Genomic DNA, 19,131 nt, shown 5'->3' with positions numbered 1-19,131 from the left:
GAGCGATGAACCTCGCGAAGGCAAGAGCCAGATCGCTCGCGTCTTCCAAGCTGCAGCCTATGCCGCCGATTTCAGGTTCGTCCCGTCTGTTGGCCGCACGCGCGCGGTCGCGGCCAGCATGTCGGTCTGGGTGATCAGCCCGAGGATATGCCGGCCGTTATCGACGATCACCACGGCATGGCTGCGCCCGTCTGTCAGCGCCGGCAGCAGGCTCATCGCCGGCGTGTCGGGCGAGGCCGTGCCGGCTTTCGACATCACCCCTTTCACAGTGTCGGTCACAGTGTCGGTCGCTCTTGTCAGCTCGCGCAGACCGACCGCGCCGGTCAGCCGACCGTCCGCGTCGACCACCGGCAAAGTGCGGATATTGTGGTCGATCAGTTGTTTGCGCGCTTCGTCTGCGGAGGCCGCTTCGGTCACCGAGACCACATCGCGGGACATGATGTCTCGGCAAAGCAGCGTGCGCTGCGAGCGCACCATCGCCTGCAACTCGACCTGGCGCAGCAGGCGCTCCAGATCGTCACGATCGATGTCGAAGGTCTCGTCGAGCGCGGAGAGCGCCGCATCGACATCCTCGGGCCGGAAGCCGACGCGCTCGGCCGGCGGCCGGTCCGCCGTGCCGTGGCCACCGGCTGCAGGCACGTGCACATGAGGATAGTTGCGCCGCGACAGCTTGTGGAAAAGCAAGCCGAGTGCAACCAGGATGATCGAGTTCAGCGCCACCGGCACGAAGGGAAACAGGAAGCCGGCAGCGGTTACGGCCGGCCCGCCGAGCACGCCGGTGAGCGCCGCGGCGCCGCCCGGCGGATGCAGCGATCGCGTGAACGACATGGCGCCGATCGCCAGCGCTACCGCAAGGCCGGAGGCGATTACCGGATCGTGCACGAAGTGCGCCACCGTCACGCCGACAAGCGCCGAGATCGAATTGCCGCCGATGATCGACCAAGGCTGCGCCAGCGGGCTCGAGGGTACCGCGAAGAGCAGCACCGCGGAAGCGCCCATCGGCGCCACCAGCATCGCCACATCCGCACCTTTGCCCATTGCCAGCCCGCTGATCACACCGGTCAGCGCGATGCCGATCACGGCGCCGATGCAGGCAAGCAGCCGTTCGCGAAGCGTCGCGCCGGCAAGGATCGGAACGAAAAGGCGAAACGCCATGGCAGGCCCTGGATCGAAGGGGTGAAATTTGTGCTGCTCGCAATGCCGCCGAAGCCACGGATTTGGAAGCCAAACCAATCCGCATATTCGCGACTGGAGGGAATATTATTGCGCAGCGGGCCGTGTGCGTCGTGCCGCCAGCGGCCTCGGCTTTCTCAATCGCGTCAAGATGTTATGGCCGTTTGCGGAATCGGGCCGGCAACTCACGGATAAGCGAGGCGCGGGCGCGCCTCGCTTTCCCGATAGCGGATTAAGGCGTCACCTCGACATGGCCCTTCATGTTGGGGTGGAAGCGGCAGAAATAGTCGACCGCTCCCGCCGCTTTCAGCGTGACCTTGCCCTTCGACTTTGCCGGGATCGTCACGTCCCAGCCGCCTTTCACCGTCGCGGTGTGGGCAATCACATCCTTGTTCGTCCATTCGATCGTGTCGCCGACCTTGGCCTGAAGGCTTGCCGGCGAAAAGACCAGCTTGTCGATCGTCACCTCGACCGTCGCCGCGAGTGCCGGCGACGTGATGAGCGCCGGCACCAGTGCCAGCGCAAGAAGCAGCGGCCTCATTTCAGCATGCCGGCGACATGTTCGGCGTGCTGCTCATGCCCCTGGAAGATCTTCAGGCCCGTCTCCAGCAGGCTCTTCAGCTCGGCATTGCTGGCCGACGGGATGAGCAGGGTTTCGAGCGCGTCGTCGACCTGCTTGTGATAGGCCACTTCGTTCTCGATATAGGCCTTGTCGAAGTCAGCCCCCTTGAGCTTCGCCAGCTTGGCGCGCTCCTCCTTGGCGGCCTTGGCCAGCGCCTTGCTGGTGTCGTTGTCCTTGGGCGTGACTTTCAGCTTCTTCACCAGGTCGAGCGCCTGCTTGTTCACCGCAGCATGGTCGCGCTCCATGTCCTTGGCGAAGGCGACGATCTCCTTGTTTTTCGATTTCTTGATCGCTTGCTTGGCAGCCTCGATGTCGAGCGTGCCGGCCGTATAGGCGATGTGGGCGATCTGGGGGTCGGTGGGCTTTTCGGCGGCTTGCGCCAGCGGCGCGGTGCTCATGAAGAAAAGGGCGGCGAGGGCGGCGGTTGGTCGCATGAACATGGCATCTCCTTCGCCCGGCCCATTGGCCTCGGGCTTCATCTGAGGTTGACGCCGATTGGATGCCGCAAGCGGCGAAATGTTCCCGGGAAAAGTTAGCCCTCGAAACCCAGACGCTTCATCACCGCCTGGGTCAGCCGCTCGCAGCGCCGGCCGGCGAAGGGGAAGGCGTCGAGCAGCACCGGGCCGATCTCGTCGTCGAGCGCCTTTCGCACCAGCGTCCGCGCCCGGTGCAGTCTCGTCTTCACGGTTTCAGGCCGTATGCTCAGAAGGCTGGCGGTTTCCTCGATGCTCAGCCCCTCGATCACCCGGGCGACGAAAACCGTGCGATAGACATCGGGAAGGCTGTCGGTCGCCCGTTCGACAAGCCCCAGAATCTGCCGCTGCGCCATCGTCCGCTCCGGATCGTCGCTCGGGTTTAGGGGAAACCGGATGATCTGCGCCTCCGGATTTTCGGGCATCGCCACGATGCGCTTGCGCTTGCGCAGCCGGCCGAGCGCCTCGTTGATGACGATGCGCGATAGCCAGGTGGAAAGCGACGCCTCGCCGCGAAAGACGCCGAGATTGGCGAAGGCGCGCATATAGGCCTCCTGCACGATGTCCTCGGCCTCGGCGTCGTTGCGCACCACGCCGCGCGCGATGCGGTAGAGCCGTTGGTTGTGCGTCTTGATGATGGCGCGGAACGCATCCGGATCGCGCGCAACTGCCCGGCGCACCAGCGCCATGTCGCCGGCCTCGGCCGCACCGGTCCCGGCGGCTTCAATAGCGGGCTTTCTCATCTCGCTCCGATCTCCCGGCAGCTGTTACATCCGCGATTGGATGCGCCTGCCGAAAAAAGGTTCCCGGTTGCATGACCATGCTACCGCTTCAGCCGATGCCTGTCTGCCGCTGCACGCGGCCGTCTGCCGATCGGCCTGTCACCCGGCCGCCGCCGCGGCGAGCCCGCGCAGAATGTCGGCCTTGAGATCCTCGACATCCTCCAGCCCGATCTGCAGGCGGATCAACGGGCCGGCATACGAACCTTTGGCAAAGGTGCGGTCGCCGAGGAAAACCGGAACGGCGAGGCTCTCATAGCCACCCCAGGAATAGCCGAGGCCGAAGATCTTGAGCGCGTCGAGGAAGGCATGCTGCACTTTCTGCCCGCCGCCGTTGAGCACGATCGAGAAGATGCCGGTCGAGCCGCAGAAATCGCGTGTCCAGAGCGCATGGTCGGGATGGCTTTCCAGCGCCGGATGCAGCACCTGCGCGACGCCCGGCTGCGCCTCCAGCCAGCGCGCGATATCGAGCGCGCTCTTGCGGTGATGCTCGAGCCGCACCCCCATCGTGCGCAGGCCGCGCAGCACCTGGTAGATGTCGTCGGGTCCCGAACAGCAGCCCAGCGTGCAGAACCCCTCGTAGAGCTGCTTCCAATAGGTCTCGTTGGCCGACACCGTGCCGAGCAGCACGTCCGAATGGCCGGCCGGATATTTCGTCGCCGCATGGATCGAGATGTCGACACCATGGTCGAGCGGCTTGAAATAGAGCGGCGTCGCCCAGGTATTGTCCATCATCACGATGGCGCCTGCGGCATGCGCCGCCTTGGCGATCGCCGGGATGTCCTGCACCTCATAGGTGTTCGATCCCGGCGATTCGGTGAACACCACCTTGGTGTTGGGCTTGATCAGCGAAGCGATGCCGGCGCCGATGCGCGGCTCGTAATATTCGACCTCGACGCCGAGCCGCTTCAGCATCGTATCTGCGAAGTGGCGCGTTGGGTGGTAGACGCTGTCGACGATCAAGAGGTGATCGCCAGCGGCAAGGAAGGTCAGGAGCGGCACCGTCACCGCCGCCAGCCCCGAAGGCACGGCGATGGTGCCGGCCGAACCTTCGAGCGCATCGACGGCAAGCGTCAGCGCATCCATGGTCGGCGTGCCGCGCGTGCCATAGGTGTATTTCTGCGTGCGTGCGGCCATCGAAGCGGCGTCCGGGTAGAGCACGGTCGAGGCGTGCACGACCGGTGGATTGACGAAGCCGAAATAGTCGTGCGGGTTGTTGCCGGCATGGGCAAGCCGCGTGTTGATGCCCATCTCGATGCCGTCTTTAGCCATGGTTCGTCGCCTGTCGAATGATGTCAGGGGACCAGCCATAAAGCGGCGGCCAAGGCCGCGCAACCATACCGGGCCCGCCAAAAGCCGGTCTTCCGCTAGGCCAATCCAACGGCGCGCGCGCCCAATAAAGCACCGCAATTGCCGAAGCGGATTTTACCGCCGGGCCATGGATTCGCGACGACGCAACTTGACTGATTTGTTCGCATGGTCTGCCGGTTTCACATGCTCTTGTCCGCAATTCAGGCATTTGCGGCAAGTGCTTGTCAAACCTGTCGCAAAACGGTCATTTCCCTTGACCTCACAGGAATAATCGCCTTCGATGCGTTTCGTGAATGGGAGGCAGCGCATCGGCAATCGATGCGGGTCCGGGAGCGGGCCTTGAAGTGGGAGCTGCATTCACAAACGAAAAAAGATCAAGCGTCGCCTGGCAGTAGGGGCGCCTGTAACAGAAAAGGGTCTGTGGGTCATGAAACACATTGCATTCGGCATTCTTGGCGCCGCCGCGCTCGGGTTCATGGCGTCCGCCGCTTCGGCCGGCACGCTCGATACCGTGAAGCAGAAGGGCTTTATCCAGTGCGGCGTCTCGACCGGCCTCGCCGGCTTCTCGGCGCCGGACGACAAGGGTGACTGGAAAGGCATCGACGCGGACTTCTGTCGCGCCGTTGCGGCCGCCGTCTTCGGTGACGGCTCCAAGGTCAAGTTCACGCCGCTCAGCGCCAAGGAGCGTTTCACCGCCCTGCAGTCGGGCGAGATCGACATCCTGTCGCGCAACACCACCTGGACCAGCAACCGCGACAGCGCGCTCGGCCTCGATTTTGTCGGCATCACCTACTATGACGGCCAGGGTTTCATGATCAACGCCAAGAAGCTGCCTGGCGTGAACTCGGCGCTGCAGCTTTCGGGCGCCGCTGTCTGCGTACAGAGCGGCACCACGACCGAGCTCAACCTCGCCGACTACTTCAAGAAGAACAAGATGGAATACAACCCCGTCGTGTTCGAAAACCTGAACGAGGTCAACGCCGCTTACGACGCCGGCCGTTGCGACGCTTACACCACCGACCAGTCCGGCCTTTACGGCATCCGACTGACGCTCTCCTCGCCGGCCGACCATGTCGTGCTGCCGGAGATCATCTCCAAGGAGCCGCTCGGCCCGGCCGTGCGCCAGGGCGACGACCAGTGGGCGCATATCGCGCGGTGGACATATTTTGCGCTGCTCAACGCCGAGGAAGCCGGCATCACGCAGGCCAATGTCGATGAGATGAAGACGTCGACCGACCCGAACATCCAGCGCCTGCTCGGCACTGAACCCGATGGCAAGTATGGCGCCGATCTCGGCCTCTCCAACGACTGGGTCGTCAACATCGTCAAGGCTGTCGGCAATTACGGTGAAATGTTCGAGCGCAATGTCGGCTCGGGCAGCCCGCTCAAGATCGCGCGCGGCATCAACGCGCTGTGGACCAAGGGCGGCCTGCAATACGGTCCGCCGATCCGCTGATTGAAACGTGATCCGGGGGGCAGCTCTCTGCCTCCCGGTTTCTCTTTCCAGGGGACGGTCCATGGCTTCGCAGGAAATCCTTCGTGAGGGGTCGAGCCGCGGCTCCTTCATCAATGACCCGAGAATACGCAGCCTGTTCTTTCAGACGCTGGTTGTGATCCTCCTCTTCGGCTCGATCTGGTGGATCGTCAACAACGTCATAGAAAACCTCCAGCGCCTGCACATCGCTTCGGGCTTCCAATTCCTCAAGAACCGGGCCGGCTTCGATATCTCCACCACGCCGATTGCCTACACGTCGGATTCGACCTATGGCCGTGCTCTCATCATCGGCCTGCTCAACACGATCATCGTTGCCATCGCCGGTATCGTCACCGCCACGATCATTGGGTTCGTCATCGGTATCGGTCGTCTGTCGCAGAACTGGCTGATCCGCAAGATCTGCACGGTCTACGTCGAGGTCTTCCGCAACATCCCGCCGTTGCTGGTCATCTTCTTCTGGTATTCGGGCGTCCTCGCGGTGCTGCCGTCGCCGCGCGAAAGCTATCATCTGCCCTTCGGATCCTACCTTAACCAGCGCGGCTTCTATTTCCCGCGCGCGGTATGGGGGGATGGTTCCTGGCTGGTCGGCGTCGCCTTCGTGCTCGCGCTGGCAATGGCCTGGTTCGTCGCCCACAGGGCGCGCCAGCGGCAGGAGACGACCGGCCAGCGGTTTCCGGTCTTCTTGACATCGGTCGCGCTGATCGTCGGTCTGCCGCTGCTCGCCTTCCTGCTCGGTGGAATGCCGGTCACTTTCGACTTCCCGAAACAGTCGACCTTCAACCTGACCGGCGGCTTCCAGGTCAAGCCGGAATTCCTGTCGCTCTATCTGGCTTTGTCCTTTTATACGGCGGCCTTCATCGCTGAGATCGTGCGTGCCGGCATCAGGGGCGTCAGCAAGGGGCAGACCGAAGCGGCCGGCGCGCTTGGCCTTCGCTCCGGCCCGATCCTGCGGCTTGTCGTGGTGCCGCAGGCGATGCGCATCGTCATTCCGCCGCTCACCAGCCAGTATTTGAACCTCACCAAGAACTCATCGCTGGCCATCGCCATCGGCTATCCCGACCTCACCGCTACCGCCGGCACGGTGCTGAATCAGACAGGACAGGCGGTGGAGGGCGTGTTCATCATGATGATCGCCTACCTGGTGCTGAGCCTCGTCACTTCCGCCGTCATGAACGTCGTCAACGCCAGAATGGCGCTGGTGGAGAGGTAGGGCCATGCAGGAGCACGACATGTCCTGGGTGCGGACCGAGATGACGCTGGCGCAGCCGGCGCCGGCCAGCGAGCGCGGCGCCTATGCCTGGGTGCGCAAGAACCTGATCGGTTCGGTAGGCGACGCCATCCTTACAATCCTCGGCATCGCCATTGTGCTCTGGATCCTGCCGCAGGTCATCAACTGGGCCTTCATCAATGCCCAGTGGATCGGGCCAGACCGCACCGTGTGTGCCACCGTCTCACAAGGCGGCATCCAGCCGGATGGCTGGACCGGCGCCTGCTGGGCCTTCGTCAACGCCAAGTTCGGCCAGTTCATGTTCGGCACTTATCCGGTCGAGGAGCGCTGGCGGCCGATCCTGGTCGCCATCCTGTTCGTGGCGCTGCTGGTGCCGATGCTCATCCCGCGCGTGCCGCGCAAAGGGCTGAACGCCATCCTGCTCTTTGCGGCGCTGCCGATCGTCGCCTTCTTCCTGCTGGTCGGCGGTGTGTTCGGCCTGCCGCATGTCGAGACCCCGCGCTGGGGTGGGCTCCTCGTCACGCTTAGCCTCTCCTTCGTCGGCATCGCCGTATCATTGCCGCTCGGCGTGGTCCTGGCGCTCGGCAGGCGTTCGAAGATGCCGATCATCAAAATGCTAAGCATTGTTTTCATCGAGACGGTGCGCGGCATTCCGCTGATCGTCGTGCTGTTCTTCGCCAGCGTCATGTTGCCGCTGTTCCTGCCCGAAGGCGTCAGTTTCGACAAATACCTGCGGGCATTGATCGGTGTGTCGCTGTTTGCCGCCGCCTACATGGCCGAGGTGATCCGCGGCGGCCTGCAGGCGATCCCGAAGGGCCAATATGAGGGCGCCGACTCGCTCGGCCTCGGCTACTGGCAGAAGATGGGCCTGATCGTGCTGCCGCAGGCGCTGAAGCTGGTCATTCCCGGAATCGTCAACACCTTCATCGGCATGTTCAAGGACACCAGCCTGGTGCTCATCATCTCGATGTTCGATCTGCTCGGCGTGGTCAAGCAGAACTTCTCCGACGCCAACTGGGCGACGCCGCAGACGGCGAAGTCCGGCCTGATCTTCGCCGCTTTCGTCTTCTGGCTGTTCTGCTTCGGCATGTCGCGCTATTCAATGTACACGGAACGCCGGCTCGACACCGGCCACAAACGCTAATGCATGTCGCCCAAAAGTGTGTAGCGGCTTTGGGGTAACGACATGCATCGGATCCAACGATAAAGAAGTAAGGGGAACCTGCCATGGCCACCGAAAACGCCGTCAGCGCGGAAGAGATCAAGGTCAACGCCGCCAAGATGCACATCTCCACCACTGATGTCGCCATCGACATCGTCGGCATGCACAAATGGTATGGCGAGTTCCACGTATTGAAGGACATCAACCTCAAGGTGATGCGCGGCGAGCGTATCGTCATTTGCGGTCCTTCCGGCTCGGGCAAGTCGACCATGATCCGCTGCATCAACCGCCTGGAGGAGCACCAGAAGGGCAAGATCATCGTCGACGGCAAGGAACTCACCAACGATCTGAAGAAGATCGACGAGGTGCGCCGCGAGGTCGGCATGGTGTTCCAGCACTTCAACCTGTTTCCGCACCTGACCATCCTGGAGAACTGCACGCTGGCGCCGATCTGGGTGCGCAAGATGCCGAGGAAGCAGGCCGAGGAAATCGCCATGCACTTCCTTACGCGCGTCAAGATCCCGGAGCAGGCCAACAAGTACCCAGGCCAGCTCTCCGGCGGTCAGCAGCAGCGCGTGGCGATCGCGCGCTCGCTGTGCATGAACCCGCGCATCATGCTGTTCGACGAGCCGACCTCGGCGCTCGATCCGGAAATGATCAAGGAAGTGCTGGAGACGATGGTGGGGCTGGCCGAAGAGGGCATGACCATGCTGTGCGTCACTCACGAAATGGGTTTTGCCCGTAAGGTCGCCAACCGGGTGATCTTCATGGATCAGGGCCAGATCGTCGAGCAGAACACACCGGCCGAGTTCTTCGACCATCCGCGCCATGAGCGCACGAAGCTGTTCCTGTCGCAGATCCTGCACTGAGCGGGCGCGACCTCGCTTTTTTTGAGAAGCCCGGCCGTGACGGCTGGGCTTTTTTGCGTTTGGACGATCGGGTAAGGATCGATCCCGTTCAGAAGCGACGGAACCGCCGCGCCCGATGAGAAAATTCCTGCGTTTCTTGGCCTTGCTGGTTATCGCGGTGGCGCTGGCCGCCGTGTTCGGCACGCTGGTGCCGCGTCCGCTCTGGCCTGCCGCCGCAGGAGGCCAGGGCACGCGGCATATCCTCCTGCTGAAGAACCCGATCCACACCGACATCGCGGTTCCCCTCGATGACGGCGTGCGCCGGCGCTTCGCATTCCTTGCCGATGCCGGTCTGCCGACCGATGCGCCGGAGGCGCGCTACATCGTCTTCGGCTGGGGCGGCCGCGCCTTCTATCTGGAGACGCCGACCTGGTCTGAGCTCAAAGCGGTGCCGGTGCTGAAGGCGCTGACGCTGGACGCCTCGGTAATGCATGTCGATGTCGCGGGCGCGATCAAGGAACCGCATCCGGATGTCGCAGGTTTCGATATCGACGAGGCGCATCTTGCGGCACTGCTCGATTACATCGCGGCGAGTTTCCGGCAGGGACCTAACGGGTCGATGGTCATCGACAATGCCGGCTATTCCAGCTTCGACCGCTTTTACGAGGCCAACGGCCACTTCAACGCGCTTATCGGCTGCAACACCTGGACGGCGGCAGCGCTAAGGACGGCGGGCCTGCGCACCGGCTGGTGGAACCCGTTGCCGGTATCGCTGGGGTGGTCGCTGAGGCTGTATGATTAGCCTGCCTTACGGTCCTGCTTCGTCACATATTCGCGCAACGCCTTGTTGATCGCGCTTTGATAACCGCGACCTTCCGGCGTGTGCTCTTTGAACCAGGCAACGACATCGGAATCGAGACGCAGGGTCAGCTGTTGCTTGATCGGTTTGAAATACGGATTTCGGACAGCCCTTTGCCAGAACTCTTCCGTCAATTCTGGAATGTCGCTGGTATCGATATCGTCTTCCGATCGTGCTTTCAGCGCCGCGATTTCGGCCTTCTGGGCTTCCGTCAGCGGCGGCGGATTTGTCGGATTGAATTTATATCGAACGGTTTTGCTCATAACGTCTTCTTTCCGCTTTCGTAGCCCGCCGCGCCGAAATGATCCGGACTACTTCTATCCCGTCTTCTTCTCGGTCTCCTACCGCCTCCCCACCTTCCGCTCCTCCCAGCCATAAAGCCAGTCCAGGTCCGCCGCGAGCTTTTCCGCCGGCCGAGCCGCCAGCACCAGGTTGCGGGCGATCGCCACCGGTCCCCAGGCGTGCCATGCCAGCCGATTGAGCGCGCCGCGCTTCAGCACCTTTTCGACGCGCGGCCGTCTGAGATTTTCCCACATGGCGAGGATCTGCCGCGGATCGCCGGGGGAATCCGCGACGAGGTTGGCAAGCATCGAGGCATCCTCGATCCCCATCGCCGCACCCTGCGCCGCGAATGGGGTCATCGCATGCGCGGCGTCGCCGATCAGCGCGATCCCCTCCGGCATCGTCCAGCGGCGTTGCTCGACCGTGTGGATGGGGAAAGCCGTCCATGGGCCGGCGAGCGCCACCAGCCTCGCCAGCGTTGCCGCCGTGCCGCGCATGGCGCTTGAAAGGATGGCGGGGTCGGCATGGCCGGACCAGCTTTCGGCGATGCGCTCGCCCCTGGTGAAGGCTGCAAGGTTGAAGGCGCTGCCCTTGCTCACCGGATAGGCGACCATATGGAAGCCGGCATGCAGGAAGGTGGTGACGCAGTCGATGGCGGCGATTTGCGCAAAGGCCTGGCCGGCGGCGCTTTGCGCCGGGATCGTCGCGCGCCAGGCGAGCTCGCCGGAGAACCGGCTTGCCGCAAACCCGACCGTCCGGGCAAGCTCGCTGCGAACCGAGGACCACACGCCGTCGGCCCCGATCAGCAGGCCGCCTGCGACCTTCGTGGCTTTGCCGTTGGTCTCGACCGTCGCGGTTACGCTTTGCGGCTCGACGGCGATGGCGCTCACCCGCGCGCCGGTGACAAGCTCGATGTCCGGCCGTTCCGCCGCCGCGGCCACCAGCGCCGCCTGCAGGTCGCCGCGATGCGCCACCAGATAGGGTGCCCCCCAGCGGCTTTCACCAGCTAACCCAAGCGGCACGCGCGCGAGCTCGCGCAGGCTTCTCGCGTCCTTCAACGCCACCGCTTCCGGCCGGATCGCGTTGGGCAGCAGGTGGTCCAGAACGCCGAGCCGGCGCAGGATGCGGGTCGCGTTGGGGGAAAGCTGGATGCCGGCGCCGGCCGCTTCGAGCTGCTTTGCCTGCTCGAACAGTCTTACCGGCAAGCCGCGCGCCGAAAAGGCAAGTGCTGCCGTCAGCCCGGCGATGCCAGCCCCGGCGATGACGACTTGCCGGGACCGTGTTTCAGCCATGATCTAGCAGTCATTCATGATCTGCGGGCTCAGGCGGCCTGGTCGACATAGAGGCAGCCGGCCGGCTGCGTTTCCGTCGCCTTCAGCGACGGCGAGTAGCGATAGAGCGTCGAGCAATAAGGGCAGACCTTTTCATTGTCGTCGCCCATGTCGAGGAACACATGCGGATGGTCGAAAGGCGGGTTGGCGCCGGTGCACATGAATTCCTTGACGCCGATCTCGATGACCGGATGGCCCGCGTCGTTCTGGAAATGGGGAATGCTACCGCCTGCCATCGTCGTCTCCAATTGGGTTCGGCCAGTGGGTGTGACCGGTCTGCATCTGGATCATAACAGGCCAGTTTGCAAGATCGATGAAATCAAACTGTCGCAAAAGGCTGGCAGAGGATAAGTTGAGCCGGTTAAGCGCATGAGGCTGGGCACGGAGCGATTCCGTGACGGATCATGCGTCACAAAAACATGTTAGAGCGTCGCCGAACGGCAATATGCGACGCTCCCTAGGGACGATTGCGGGCAAAAGCGGGAAACCATGAACGAACTGAAGCCGGTACAGAGCGAATTCATCACCGTCGAGGCGGCGAGCCCCGACGGCGGCAATCCCGACCGTTTCGTCAACCGCGAATTCTCCTGGCTGCAATTCAACCGCCGGGTGCTGGAGGAATCGCTCAACGAGCATCATCCGCTGCTCGAACGCGTCCGCTTCCTGTCGATCTCGGCGGCCAATCTCGATGAATTCTTCATGGTCCGCGTCGCCGGCCTTGCCGGCCAGGTGCGCGAGGGCATCGCGCTGAAGAGCCCGGACGGCCGCACGCCCGAGCAGCAGCTCGAGCAGCTGCTGCGCGAGGTCGAGCGTCTGCAGGAAGACCAGCAGAAGAGCCTCTCGACCCTGATGGCGCTGCTCAACAGGGAAGGCATCGAAAGCATCACCCGCGACGCGCTCACCAAGGATGAGAAGACCTGGCTGGAAGAGCATTTCCAGGAACAGGTTTTCCCGGTGCTGACCCCGCTGTCGATCGACCCGGCGCATCCGTTCCCGTTCATCCCCAATCTCGGCTTTTCGATCGCGCTGCAATTGCGCCATCGCAAAAATGGCGAGGAGATGAGCGCGCTGCTGCGTCTGCCGGTGGCGCTGCGCCGCTTCATCCGGCTGCCCGACCGCAAGAACCATGTCCGCTTCATCCCGCTGGAGGAAGCGGTCGGCATCTACATCGGCAAGCTTTTCCCCGGCTACGAGGTCAAGGGCTCGGGCACGTTCCGCATCATCCGCGATAGCGATATCGAGGTGGAGGAAGAGTCGGAAGATCTCGTTCGCCTGTTCGAGACGGCGCTGAAGCGGCGCCGCCGCGGCTCGGTGATCCGTATCGAATTCGACACGCTGATGCCGGCCCAACTGCGCGACTTCGTTGCCGGCGAGCTCGGTGTCTCGTCGAGCCGCATCAGCGTCTTGACCGGACCGCTGGCGCTCAACCAGATCTCCGAGATCGTCGCCATTCCGCGCGACGACCTCAAATTCACGCCTTACAATCCGCGTTTCCCCGAGCGCATCCGCGAGCATGGCGGCGACTGCCTGGCGGCGATCCGCGAGAAGGATATCGTCGTCCACCACCCTTACGAATCCTTCGACGTGGTGGTGCAGTTCCTGCGCCAGGCGGCGGCCGATTCCGAAGTGGTGGCGATCAAGCAGACGCTCTACCGCACCTCGAACGACAGCCCGATCGTGCGCGCGCTGATCGACGCCGCCGAGGCCGGCAAGTCGGTGACCGCGCTGGTCGAGCTCAAGGCGCGCTTCGACGAGGAGGCCAACATCCGCTGGGCGCGCGACCTCGAGCGCGCCGGCGTGCAGGTCGTGTTCGGCTTCCTGGAGCTGAAGACCCACGCCAAGATGTCGCTGGTGGTGCGCCGCGAGGACGGCAAACTGCGCAACTACGTGCATCTCGGCACCGGCAACTACCACCCGGTCACCGCGCGCATCTACACCGACCTGTCCTTCTTCACCACCGACCCGACGATCGCGCGCGATGTCGCGCAGCTCTTCAATTTCATCACCGGCTATGCCGAGCCGGCCGAGGAGATGCGCCTTGCCGTATCGCCGTTCACGCTGCGCAAGCGCATCCTGAAGCACATCGCAGAAGAGATCGTCCACGCCCGCGAGGGCCGGCCGGCGCGCATCTGGATGAAGATGAACGCGCTGGTCGATCCGATCATCATCGACGCGCTCTACGACGCTAGCCGCGCCGGCGTCGAAATCGACCTCGTGGTGCGCGGTATCTGCTGCCTCAGACCGCAGGTGCCGGGCCTTTCCGAGAACGTCCGGGTGAAGTCGATCGTCGGCCGTTTCCTCGAGCACAGCCGCATCTTCTGCTTCGGCAACGGCCATGGCCTGCCGTCCGACGAGGCTGTCGTCTACCTCTCGTCCGCCGACATGATGCCGCGCAATCTCGACCGCCGCGTCGAGACGCTGGTGCCGATCACCAATCCAACTGTGCATGAACAGGTGCTTGGCCAGATCATGCTGGGCAACATCATGGACAACCAGCAAAGTTTCGACGTATTGGCTGACGGCACCTCCCGGCGCGTTGTGCTGGAAGAGGGCGAAGAGCCGTTCAACGCGCAGGAATATTTCATGACCAATCCGAGCCTCTCCGGACGGGGCGACGCGCTGAAGTCGCATGCGCCCAAGCGCATTGCCCAGTTCAAGCGCCGCAAGAAGAACGGCGCCGCGTGATTTCAGTTTCCCAGGGCCGGCTTCAGGACCGGCGGCCGCTGTCGATCATCGACATCGGATCGAACTCGATCCGTCTTGTCGTCTATGAAGGGCTGGCGCGCTCGCCGACACTTCTGTTCAATGAGAAGATGCTGGCCGGCCTCGGCCGCGGCATCGTTTCGACGGGCAGGCTCGACCCCGAAGCGGTGACGCGATCGATGGAGGAATTCCGCCGCTTCCGCGCGCTGTCGGATCAGGCGGGCGCAGAGCACATGTATGTGCTGGCCACCGCCGCCGCGCGCGAGGCGGGCAATGGCCCTGACTTCATCCACCGCGCCGAGGACGTGCTGAAGACCGAGATCCGCGTGCTCACCGGCCGCCAGGAAGCCTATTATTCGGCGCTCGGCGTCATTTCCGGCTTCCATCCGGCCAACGGCATCGCCGGCGACCTTGGCGGCGGCAGCCTGGAGCTCATCGACACCAATGGCGAGTCGATCGGCGACGGCATCACGCTGCCGCTCGGCGGCCTGCGCCTGCAGGACATGGCCAAGAACTCGCTGGTCCAGGCGCAGAAGATCGCGCGCCAGGAGCTGGGGCGGGCAAAGCTCTTGAAGGGCGGACAGGGCAGGACCTTCTACGCCGTTGGCGGCACCTGGCGAAATCTCGCCAGGCTGCATATGGAAATGAACAACTATCCGCTCGGCGTGATGCATCACTACGAGATATCGGCAGACAGCGCGCAAAACTTCCTGAAGCAGGTCGCGCGCAGCGAGGTCGAGAAGGTGAGGGGCATCGAGGGCGTGTCCAAGAACCGCCGCTCGCTGCTGCCCTACGGCGCCGTCGTGCTGCAGGAGATCATGTCGGCGATGCAGCCGTCGAAGATCGTGGTCTCGGCGCAGGGCGTGCGCGAAGGCTTCCTCTATTCGTTGCTCGACGCGGAGGAGCAGAAGTCCGACCCGCTGATCTCGGCCGCCGAAGAGCTGGCGCTGCTGCGCTCGCGCTCGGTGCATCACGCGCATGACCTTGTCGAATGGACCGGGAAGGCCTTCCAGGCCTTCGGCATCGACGAGACGGAAGACGAGGCGCGCTACCGCCACGCCGCGTGCCTGCTCGCCGATATCGGCTGGCGCGCGCATCCGGAATATCGCGGCAGGCAGTCGCTCAACATCATCGCGCATGCCTCCTTCATCGGCGTCGACCATCCGGGCCGGGCCTATCTGGCTTTAGCCAGCGCCTACCGCCATGACGGCATCTTCAACGACGGCATCGCGCCCGAGATCAAGGCGCTGGCGCCGCCGCGCCTGCTGGAACGCGCCCGCACGCTGGCGGCGATGATGCGCGTGGTCTATCTGCTCACCGCGGCAATGCCGGGCGTAATGCCCAGGCTGAAATGGGAAAGTCGTGGCAATGGCGCGCTGGCGCTGGTGCTGCCGGCCTCGCTTTCCGATCTCTATGGCGAGCGCCCGGCCGGGCGGCTGGCGCAACTGGCCCGCATCACCAACCGCCGCCTTGTGCTGGCGGTCGAAGGCGGGCCGAGTGTATCGGTGAAGTGAGCATCGGCGACAGCTAAAGCTGGTGAGCCAATAAGAGCGACGACTGGAATGGAGACGTCCATGAAGTTCAGTCAAATGCTGCTGGTTGCGCTTTCGGCTTTGTGTTTCCTCGGCATCAGGTCAGCCAAGGCACAAACACTTTTCACGCTGTCTGTCGTGTCCAAGGGGACATTCAAATTCGATCAGGCCTATCCGTTAGGTCCTCTCGGAAAACTGCCGTTCAACTTCCATGGTGTCCGGCCGCCGAATCCTCGAAAGGGAGAGGCGATAAATTACTTCGTCTTCAAGCCGAGCGAGGACGTGATCAGATCAATGAAATCGATGTCCAAGGACAGCCTGTTTTCAACGATTGAGCCGTGCTCCGGGGGCGTCGACAAAACCCTGTCTGAACGAGCCCAGATGATCGGCGGCGAGCTTCGGCCCATTCTCGGGCGGACCGATCTATTGCCCTATCTCAAAAGAAAAGACCTTATCGAGTCAGATGGTTACATCTACGTCCCGATAGGTGCCAATCTTCGCAATTACGTCAGAAACGGCACCGAGTTTGGCTATGAATGGGTGCCCGATGCGGTGCGAAAGAAGCAGCTCTGTCTTCACATCGGTGTTGGACGGATGGGGTGGTATGGCTTTGCCTCGCAGCCCATAAATGTGAGCCGCCTGGCCAACTTTGTCTTCGCCGACTGACGATACAACTAAACCTCCACGCTGCGCCCGTCCACCGACCAGACGCCCGCGCCGGCCATGGCGAGCGCCAGGAAGCCGCCGGCAATGGCGATGTCCTTCATCAGCATCTGCTGGTGCAGGAAGGCAAGCGTGGCATCGCCGGCGCCCTGGCCGTAATGGCCGATGAAACCGGCGGCCACGCTGAAGGCGGCAAGCAGCAGCGCCACGATCCGAGTCTGCAAGCCGATAAGGATCAGCAATCCCGCGATCAGCTCGAACAGGCCCGTGCCCCATGCGGCAAGGACCGGCAACGGCAACCCGAGACCGGCGAAATAACTGGTCGTGCCGGCGATATTGGTGAGCGCCTGGAAGCCGGAGGGCACGAACAGCGCGGCAAGCAGGAGCCGCGAGATGAGAAGCAGTGCGTTGCGGAACATGGCCACCTCCCTTGCCGTCAGCCGACGCAGTTTACGCCTGTAATCGGAAAACGAAAAAGCGGCACGGAAAATTCCGCGCCGCTTGATCAGGCTTGGGAGGGAAGGCTCAGCCGCGCTTGGCGTCGATCGAATAGGCGCCGGCGCCGGAGGAGGCGAGCAGGATGAAGCCGCCGGTGATGGCGAGGTTCTTGAGGAACTGGATCATCTGCATCTGGTCGGCCCAGCCGGTGTGGGCGACCAGCCCGGTGGCGATCGTGAAGATGGCGAGCACCCAGGCGGCGATCCGGGTCTGGAAGCCGACGAGGACGGCAAGGCCGCCAAGCAGCTCGATCAGGCCGACGACGACGGCGGTGACCGTCGGCAGCGGCAGGCCGAGGCCGCCGAAGTAGCCGGCAGTGCCGGAAATGGCGGTGAGCTTGCCGAAGCCGGAAAGCAGGAAAATGACGGCAAGCAGGACGCGGCCGAGCAGGATCGTGGTGGAACTGTTGGACTGGGCGCCGGTGCCGGCGACGGAAGAGTTGATGGACATGGCGGTTCTCCGAGCGGGTTGAATGTCCAGTCAGATAGACGACGACGACTGTTCACCAAAGCCGTCTATGCGGCGACACATTGTTCACAGAATTTGTGTTTCTGATATCCGCTGGCGCACGCGAAAATCATGTCGGAAGATAGGTTTCGAGACGGAAATTGTGCTGCCGCAAAATCCCTGTCGCTTCGTCATCCACGGGCGAAGCAAGGAGCGAAGCGACGCGGCGCAGACCCGAGGATCCGACGCCGCTTCGCGGCTGCTTCGCCCTGGGATGACGAAGTTGCGGGGCTGCCGCCGCCTGACCCTCGTGCCGAGCGCTTACCCTGGATGCGTCATATCTTCCGGCCGCACCAGCCGGTCGTAATCGGCTTCGCTGACCAGCCCGGTGGCCAAGGCTTCCTCGCGCAAGGTCGTGCCGTTCTTATGCGCGGTCTTGGCGATCTTGGCCGCGCTGTCGTAGCCGATGGTCGGGGCCAGCGCGGTCACCAGCATCAGCGAGCGCTCGAGCGCCGCCTTGATGTTGTCTTCCCGCGCCTCGATGCCGACAACGCAATTGTCGGTGAAGGACACGGAAGCGTCCGCGAGCAGCTGCACCGACTGCAGGAAATTGTAGGCCATCAGCGGGTTGTAGACATTGAGCTCGAAATGGCCCTGGCTGCCGGCGAAGGTGAGTGCCGCATTGTTGCCGAACACCTGCACGCAGACCTGCGTCAGCGCCTCGCACTGGGTCGGGTTGACCTTGCCTGGCATGATCGAGGAGCCTGGCTCGTTTTCCGGCAGCGACAGCTCGCCGAGGCCCGAGCGCGGGCCGGAGCCGAGCAGGCGGATGTCGTTGGCGATCTTGAAAAGTGCCGCCGCCGCCGCGTTGATCGCGCCATGCGAGAACACCATGGAATCATGCGCCGCCAGCGCCTCGAATTTGTTCGGCGCGGTGACGAAGGAAATGCCGGTGATCGAGGCGATCCGGTCCGCCACCTTTTCGGCAAAGCCGACAGGCGCGTTGAGGCCGGTGCCGACTGCGGTGCCGCCCTGCGCCAACTCTTGCAGGCCGGGCAGCGTCTGCTCGATGCGCTTGATCGATGAGGCCACCTGCGCGGCATAGCCGGAAAATTCCTGGCCGAGCGTCAGAGGTGTGGCGTCCTGCGTGTGCGTGCGGCCGATCTTGATGATGTGGTTGAAGGCGCGCGCCTTGGCGTCGAGCGCCTTGTGCAGATGGTGCAGCGCCGGGATCAAATGGTGCGCGACCCGCTCGGCGCAGGCGATATGCATGGCCGTCGGATAGGTGTCGTTCGAAGACTGACTCATATTGACGTGGTCGTTGGGATGCACCGGCTTCTTCGAGCCCATCACGCCGCCGAGCATCTCGATCGCCCGGTTGGAGATCACCTCGTTGGCGTTCATGTTGGACTGCGTGCCCGAGCCCGTCTGCCAGACGACCAGCGGAAAATGCTCGTCGAGCTTGCCGTCGATGACTTCCTGCGCGGCTTCGACGATCGCCTTGCCGATGGCCGGATCAAGCCGCTTCATCTCCATGTTGACCTCGGCCGCCGCGCGCTTGACGACGCCCAGGGCGCGGACGATCGAAGCCGGCTGCTTTTCCCAGCCTATTTTGAAATTGCCCAGAGAGCGCTGCGCCTGCGCACCCCAATAGCGGTCGGCAGCGACCTCGATTGGACCGAACGTATCGGTTTCGGTTCTGGTTTTTTCAGCGCTCACGGGAAA

Annotated in this window: 19 protein-coding genes; 8 read left to right on the top strand and 11 right to left on the bottom strand. The window is 63.4% G+C overall.

Annotated elements, in window-relative coordinates:
• Positions 1 to 57: 57 nt before the first annotated feature.
• The 5 genes from RFM68_RS17475 to RFM68_RS17455 all read right to left on the bottom strand — a co-directional run bounded on the left by RFM68_RS17475 (position 58) and on the right by RFM68_RS17455 (position 4,319).
• On the bottom strand, positions 58 to 1,155 hold the full coding sequence (locus tag RFM68_RS17475) for an HPP family protein (protein WP_320234244.1): 1,098 nt from the start codon (positions 1,153 to 1,155) through the stop codon (positions 58 to 60).
• Positions 1,156 to 1,405: 250 nt separating this feature from the next.
• Positions 1,406 to 1,714, bottom strand: a complete 309-nt coding sequence (locus RFM68_RS17470) for a cupredoxin domain-containing protein (RefSeq protein WP_320234243.1) — start codon at positions 1,712 to 1,714, stop codon at positions 1,406 to 1,408.
• Positions 1,711 to 2,235, bottom strand: a complete 525-nt coding sequence (locus RFM68_RS17465; RefSeq protein WP_320234242.1) for a DUF4142 domain-containing protein — start codon at positions 2,233 to 2,235, stop codon at positions 1,711 to 1,713. The genes RFM68_RS17470 and RFM68_RS17465 overlap by 4 nt, the downstream gene beginning before the upstream one ends.
• 92 nt (positions 2,236 to 2,327) lie before the next feature.
• Positions 2,328 to 3,011 carry an RNA polymerase sigma factor gene (locus RFM68_RS17460; RefSeq protein ID WP_320234241.1) on the bottom strand — a complete coding sequence of 228 codons (684 nt, stop codon included), beginning with the start codon at positions 3,009 to 3,011 and terminating at the stop codon, positions 2,328 to 2,330.
• Positions 3,012 to 3,149: 138 nt separating this feature from the next.
• Positions 3,150 to 4,319, bottom strand: coding sequence for a cystathionine beta-lyase (locus RFM68_RS17455; RefSeq protein ID WP_320234240.1), 1,170 nt, complete (start codon positions 4,317 to 4,319; stop codon positions 3,150 to 3,152).
• Positions 4,320 to 4,785: 466 nt separating this feature from the next.
• Here RFM68_RS17455 and RFM68_RS17450 point away from each other — a divergent pair, with 466 nt between their 5' ends.
• The 5 genes from RFM68_RS17450 to RFM68_RS17430 all read left to right on the top strand — a co-directional run bounded on the left by RFM68_RS17450 (position 4,786) and on the right by RFM68_RS17430 (position 9,893).
• A complete protein-coding gene (locus RFM68_RS17450; RefSeq protein ID WP_320234239.1) occupies positions 4,786 to 5,814 on the top strand; it encodes an amino acid ABC transporter substrate-binding protein in 1,029 nt (342 codons plus the stop codon).
• A gap of 61 nt (positions 5,815 to 5,875) precedes the next feature.
• Positions 5,876 to 7,063, top strand: coding sequence for an amino acid ABC transporter permease (locus tag RFM68_RS17445; RefSeq protein WP_320234238.1), 1,188 nt, complete (start codon positions 5,876 to 5,878; stop codon positions 7,061 to 7,063).
• Between the two features lie 4 nt (positions 7,064 to 7,067).
• Positions 7,068 to 8,225: an amino acid ABC transporter permease gene (locus RFM68_RS17440; RefSeq protein WP_320234237.1), complete on the top strand. Its 1,158-nt coding sequence runs from the start codon at positions 7,068 to 7,070 to the stop codon at positions 8,223 to 8,225.
• A 137-nt stretch (positions 8,226 to 8,362) separates the two neighbouring features.
• The gene (locus RFM68_RS17435; RefSeq protein WP_430694880.1) at positions 8,363 to 9,112 is read left to right on the top strand and encodes an amino acid ABC transporter ATP-binding protein; all 750 of its coding nucleotides are present in this window, start codon (positions 8,363 to 8,365) and stop codon (positions 9,110 to 9,112) included.
• A 115-nt stretch (positions 9,113 to 9,227) separates the two neighbouring features.
• Complete coding sequence (locus RFM68_RS17430) at positions 9,228 to 9,893, top strand: TIGR02117 family protein (protein WP_320234235.1); 666 nt, start codon at positions 9,228 to 9,230, stop codon at positions 9,891 to 9,893.
• On the opposite strand, the gene RFM68_RS17425 is transcribed toward RFM68_RS17430, so the two are convergent.
• From RFM68_RS17425 to RFM68_RS17415, 3 genes are all read right to left on the bottom strand, one after another.
• Positions 9,890 to 10,213: a BrnA antitoxin family protein gene (locus tag RFM68_RS17425; protein WP_320234234.1), complete on the bottom strand. Its 324-nt coding sequence runs from the start codon at positions 10,211 to 10,213 to the stop codon at positions 9,890 to 9,892. The two genes, RFM68_RS17430 and RFM68_RS17425, sit on opposite strands and share 4 nt — an antisense overlap.
• 78 nt (positions 10,214 to 10,291) lie before the next feature.
• The gene (locus tag RFM68_RS17420) at positions 10,292 to 11,524 is read right to left on the bottom strand and encodes an FAD-dependent monooxygenase (protein WP_320234233.1); all 1,233 of its coding nucleotides are present in this window, start codon (positions 11,522 to 11,524) and stop codon (positions 10,292 to 10,294) included.
• Between the two features lie 29 nt (positions 11,525 to 11,553).
• Positions 11,554 to 11,799, bottom strand: coding sequence for a zinc-finger domain-containing protein (locus RFM68_RS17415; protein ID WP_027169907.1), 246 nt, complete (start codon positions 11,797 to 11,799; stop codon positions 11,554 to 11,556).
• Positions 11,800 to 12,052: 253 nt separating this feature from the next.
• Here RFM68_RS17415 and RFM68_RS17410 point away from each other — a divergent pair, with 253 nt between their 5' ends.
• From RFM68_RS17410 to RFM68_RS17400, 3 genes are read left to right on the top strand one after another with little or no spacing between them, the layout of a single operon-like run.
• Positions 12,053 to 14,248, top strand: coding sequence for an RNA degradosome polyphosphate kinase (locus tag RFM68_RS17410; RefSeq protein ID WP_320234232.1), 2,196 nt, complete (start codon positions 12,053 to 12,055; stop codon positions 14,246 to 14,248).
• The gene (ppx, locus tag RFM68_RS17405; RefSeq protein ID WP_320234231.1) at positions 14,245 to 15,780 is read left to right on the top strand and encodes an exopolyphosphatase; all 1,536 of its coding nucleotides are present in this window, start codon (positions 14,245 to 14,247) and stop codon (positions 15,778 to 15,780) included. The genes RFM68_RS17410 and ppx overlap by 4 nt, the downstream gene beginning before the upstream one ends.
• A gap of 60 nt (positions 15,781 to 15,840) precedes the next feature.
• Positions 15,841 to 16,464, top strand: coding sequence for a hypothetical protein (locus RFM68_RS17400; RefSeq protein WP_320234230.1), 624 nt, complete (start codon positions 15,841 to 15,843; stop codon positions 16,462 to 16,464).
• Positions 16,465 to 16,472: 8 nt separating this feature from the next.
• Here RFM68_RS17400 and RFM68_RS17395 read toward each other — a convergent pair whose 3' ends face one another.
• The 3 genes from RFM68_RS17395 to fumC form a co-directional block, all read right to left on the bottom strand.
• The gene (locus RFM68_RS17395; RefSeq protein ID WP_320234229.1) at positions 16,473 to 16,880 is read right to left on the bottom strand and encodes a DoxX family protein; all 408 of its coding nucleotides are present in this window, start codon (positions 16,878 to 16,880) and stop codon (positions 16,473 to 16,475) included.
• A gap of 106 nt (positions 16,881 to 16,986) precedes the next feature.
• Positions 16,987 to 17,409 carry a DoxX family protein gene (locus tag RFM68_RS17390; RefSeq protein ID WP_320234228.1) on the bottom strand — a complete coding sequence of 141 codons (423 nt, stop codon included), beginning with the start codon at positions 17,407 to 17,409 and terminating at the stop codon, positions 16,987 to 16,989.
• A gap of 318 nt (positions 17,410 to 17,727) precedes the next feature.
• The gene (gene fumC / locus RFM68_RS17385; RefSeq protein ID WP_320234227.1) at positions 17,728 to 19,125 is read right to left on the bottom strand and encodes a class II fumarate hydratase; all 1,398 of its coding nucleotides are present in this window, start codon (positions 19,123 to 19,125) and stop codon (positions 17,728 to 17,730) included.
• Positions 19,126 to 19,131: the final 6 nt, after the last annotated feature.

The sequence above is a fragment of the Mesorhizobium montanum genome (genome assembly GCF_033977145.1).
Taxonomy (GTDB): Bacteria; Pseudomonadota; Alphaproteobacteria; order Rhizobiales; family Rhizobiaceae; genus Mesorhizobium; species Mesorhizobium montanum.
Note: the sequence above shows the minus strand (reverse complement) of the source record. Positions and strands in the feature narration are given on the sequence as shown.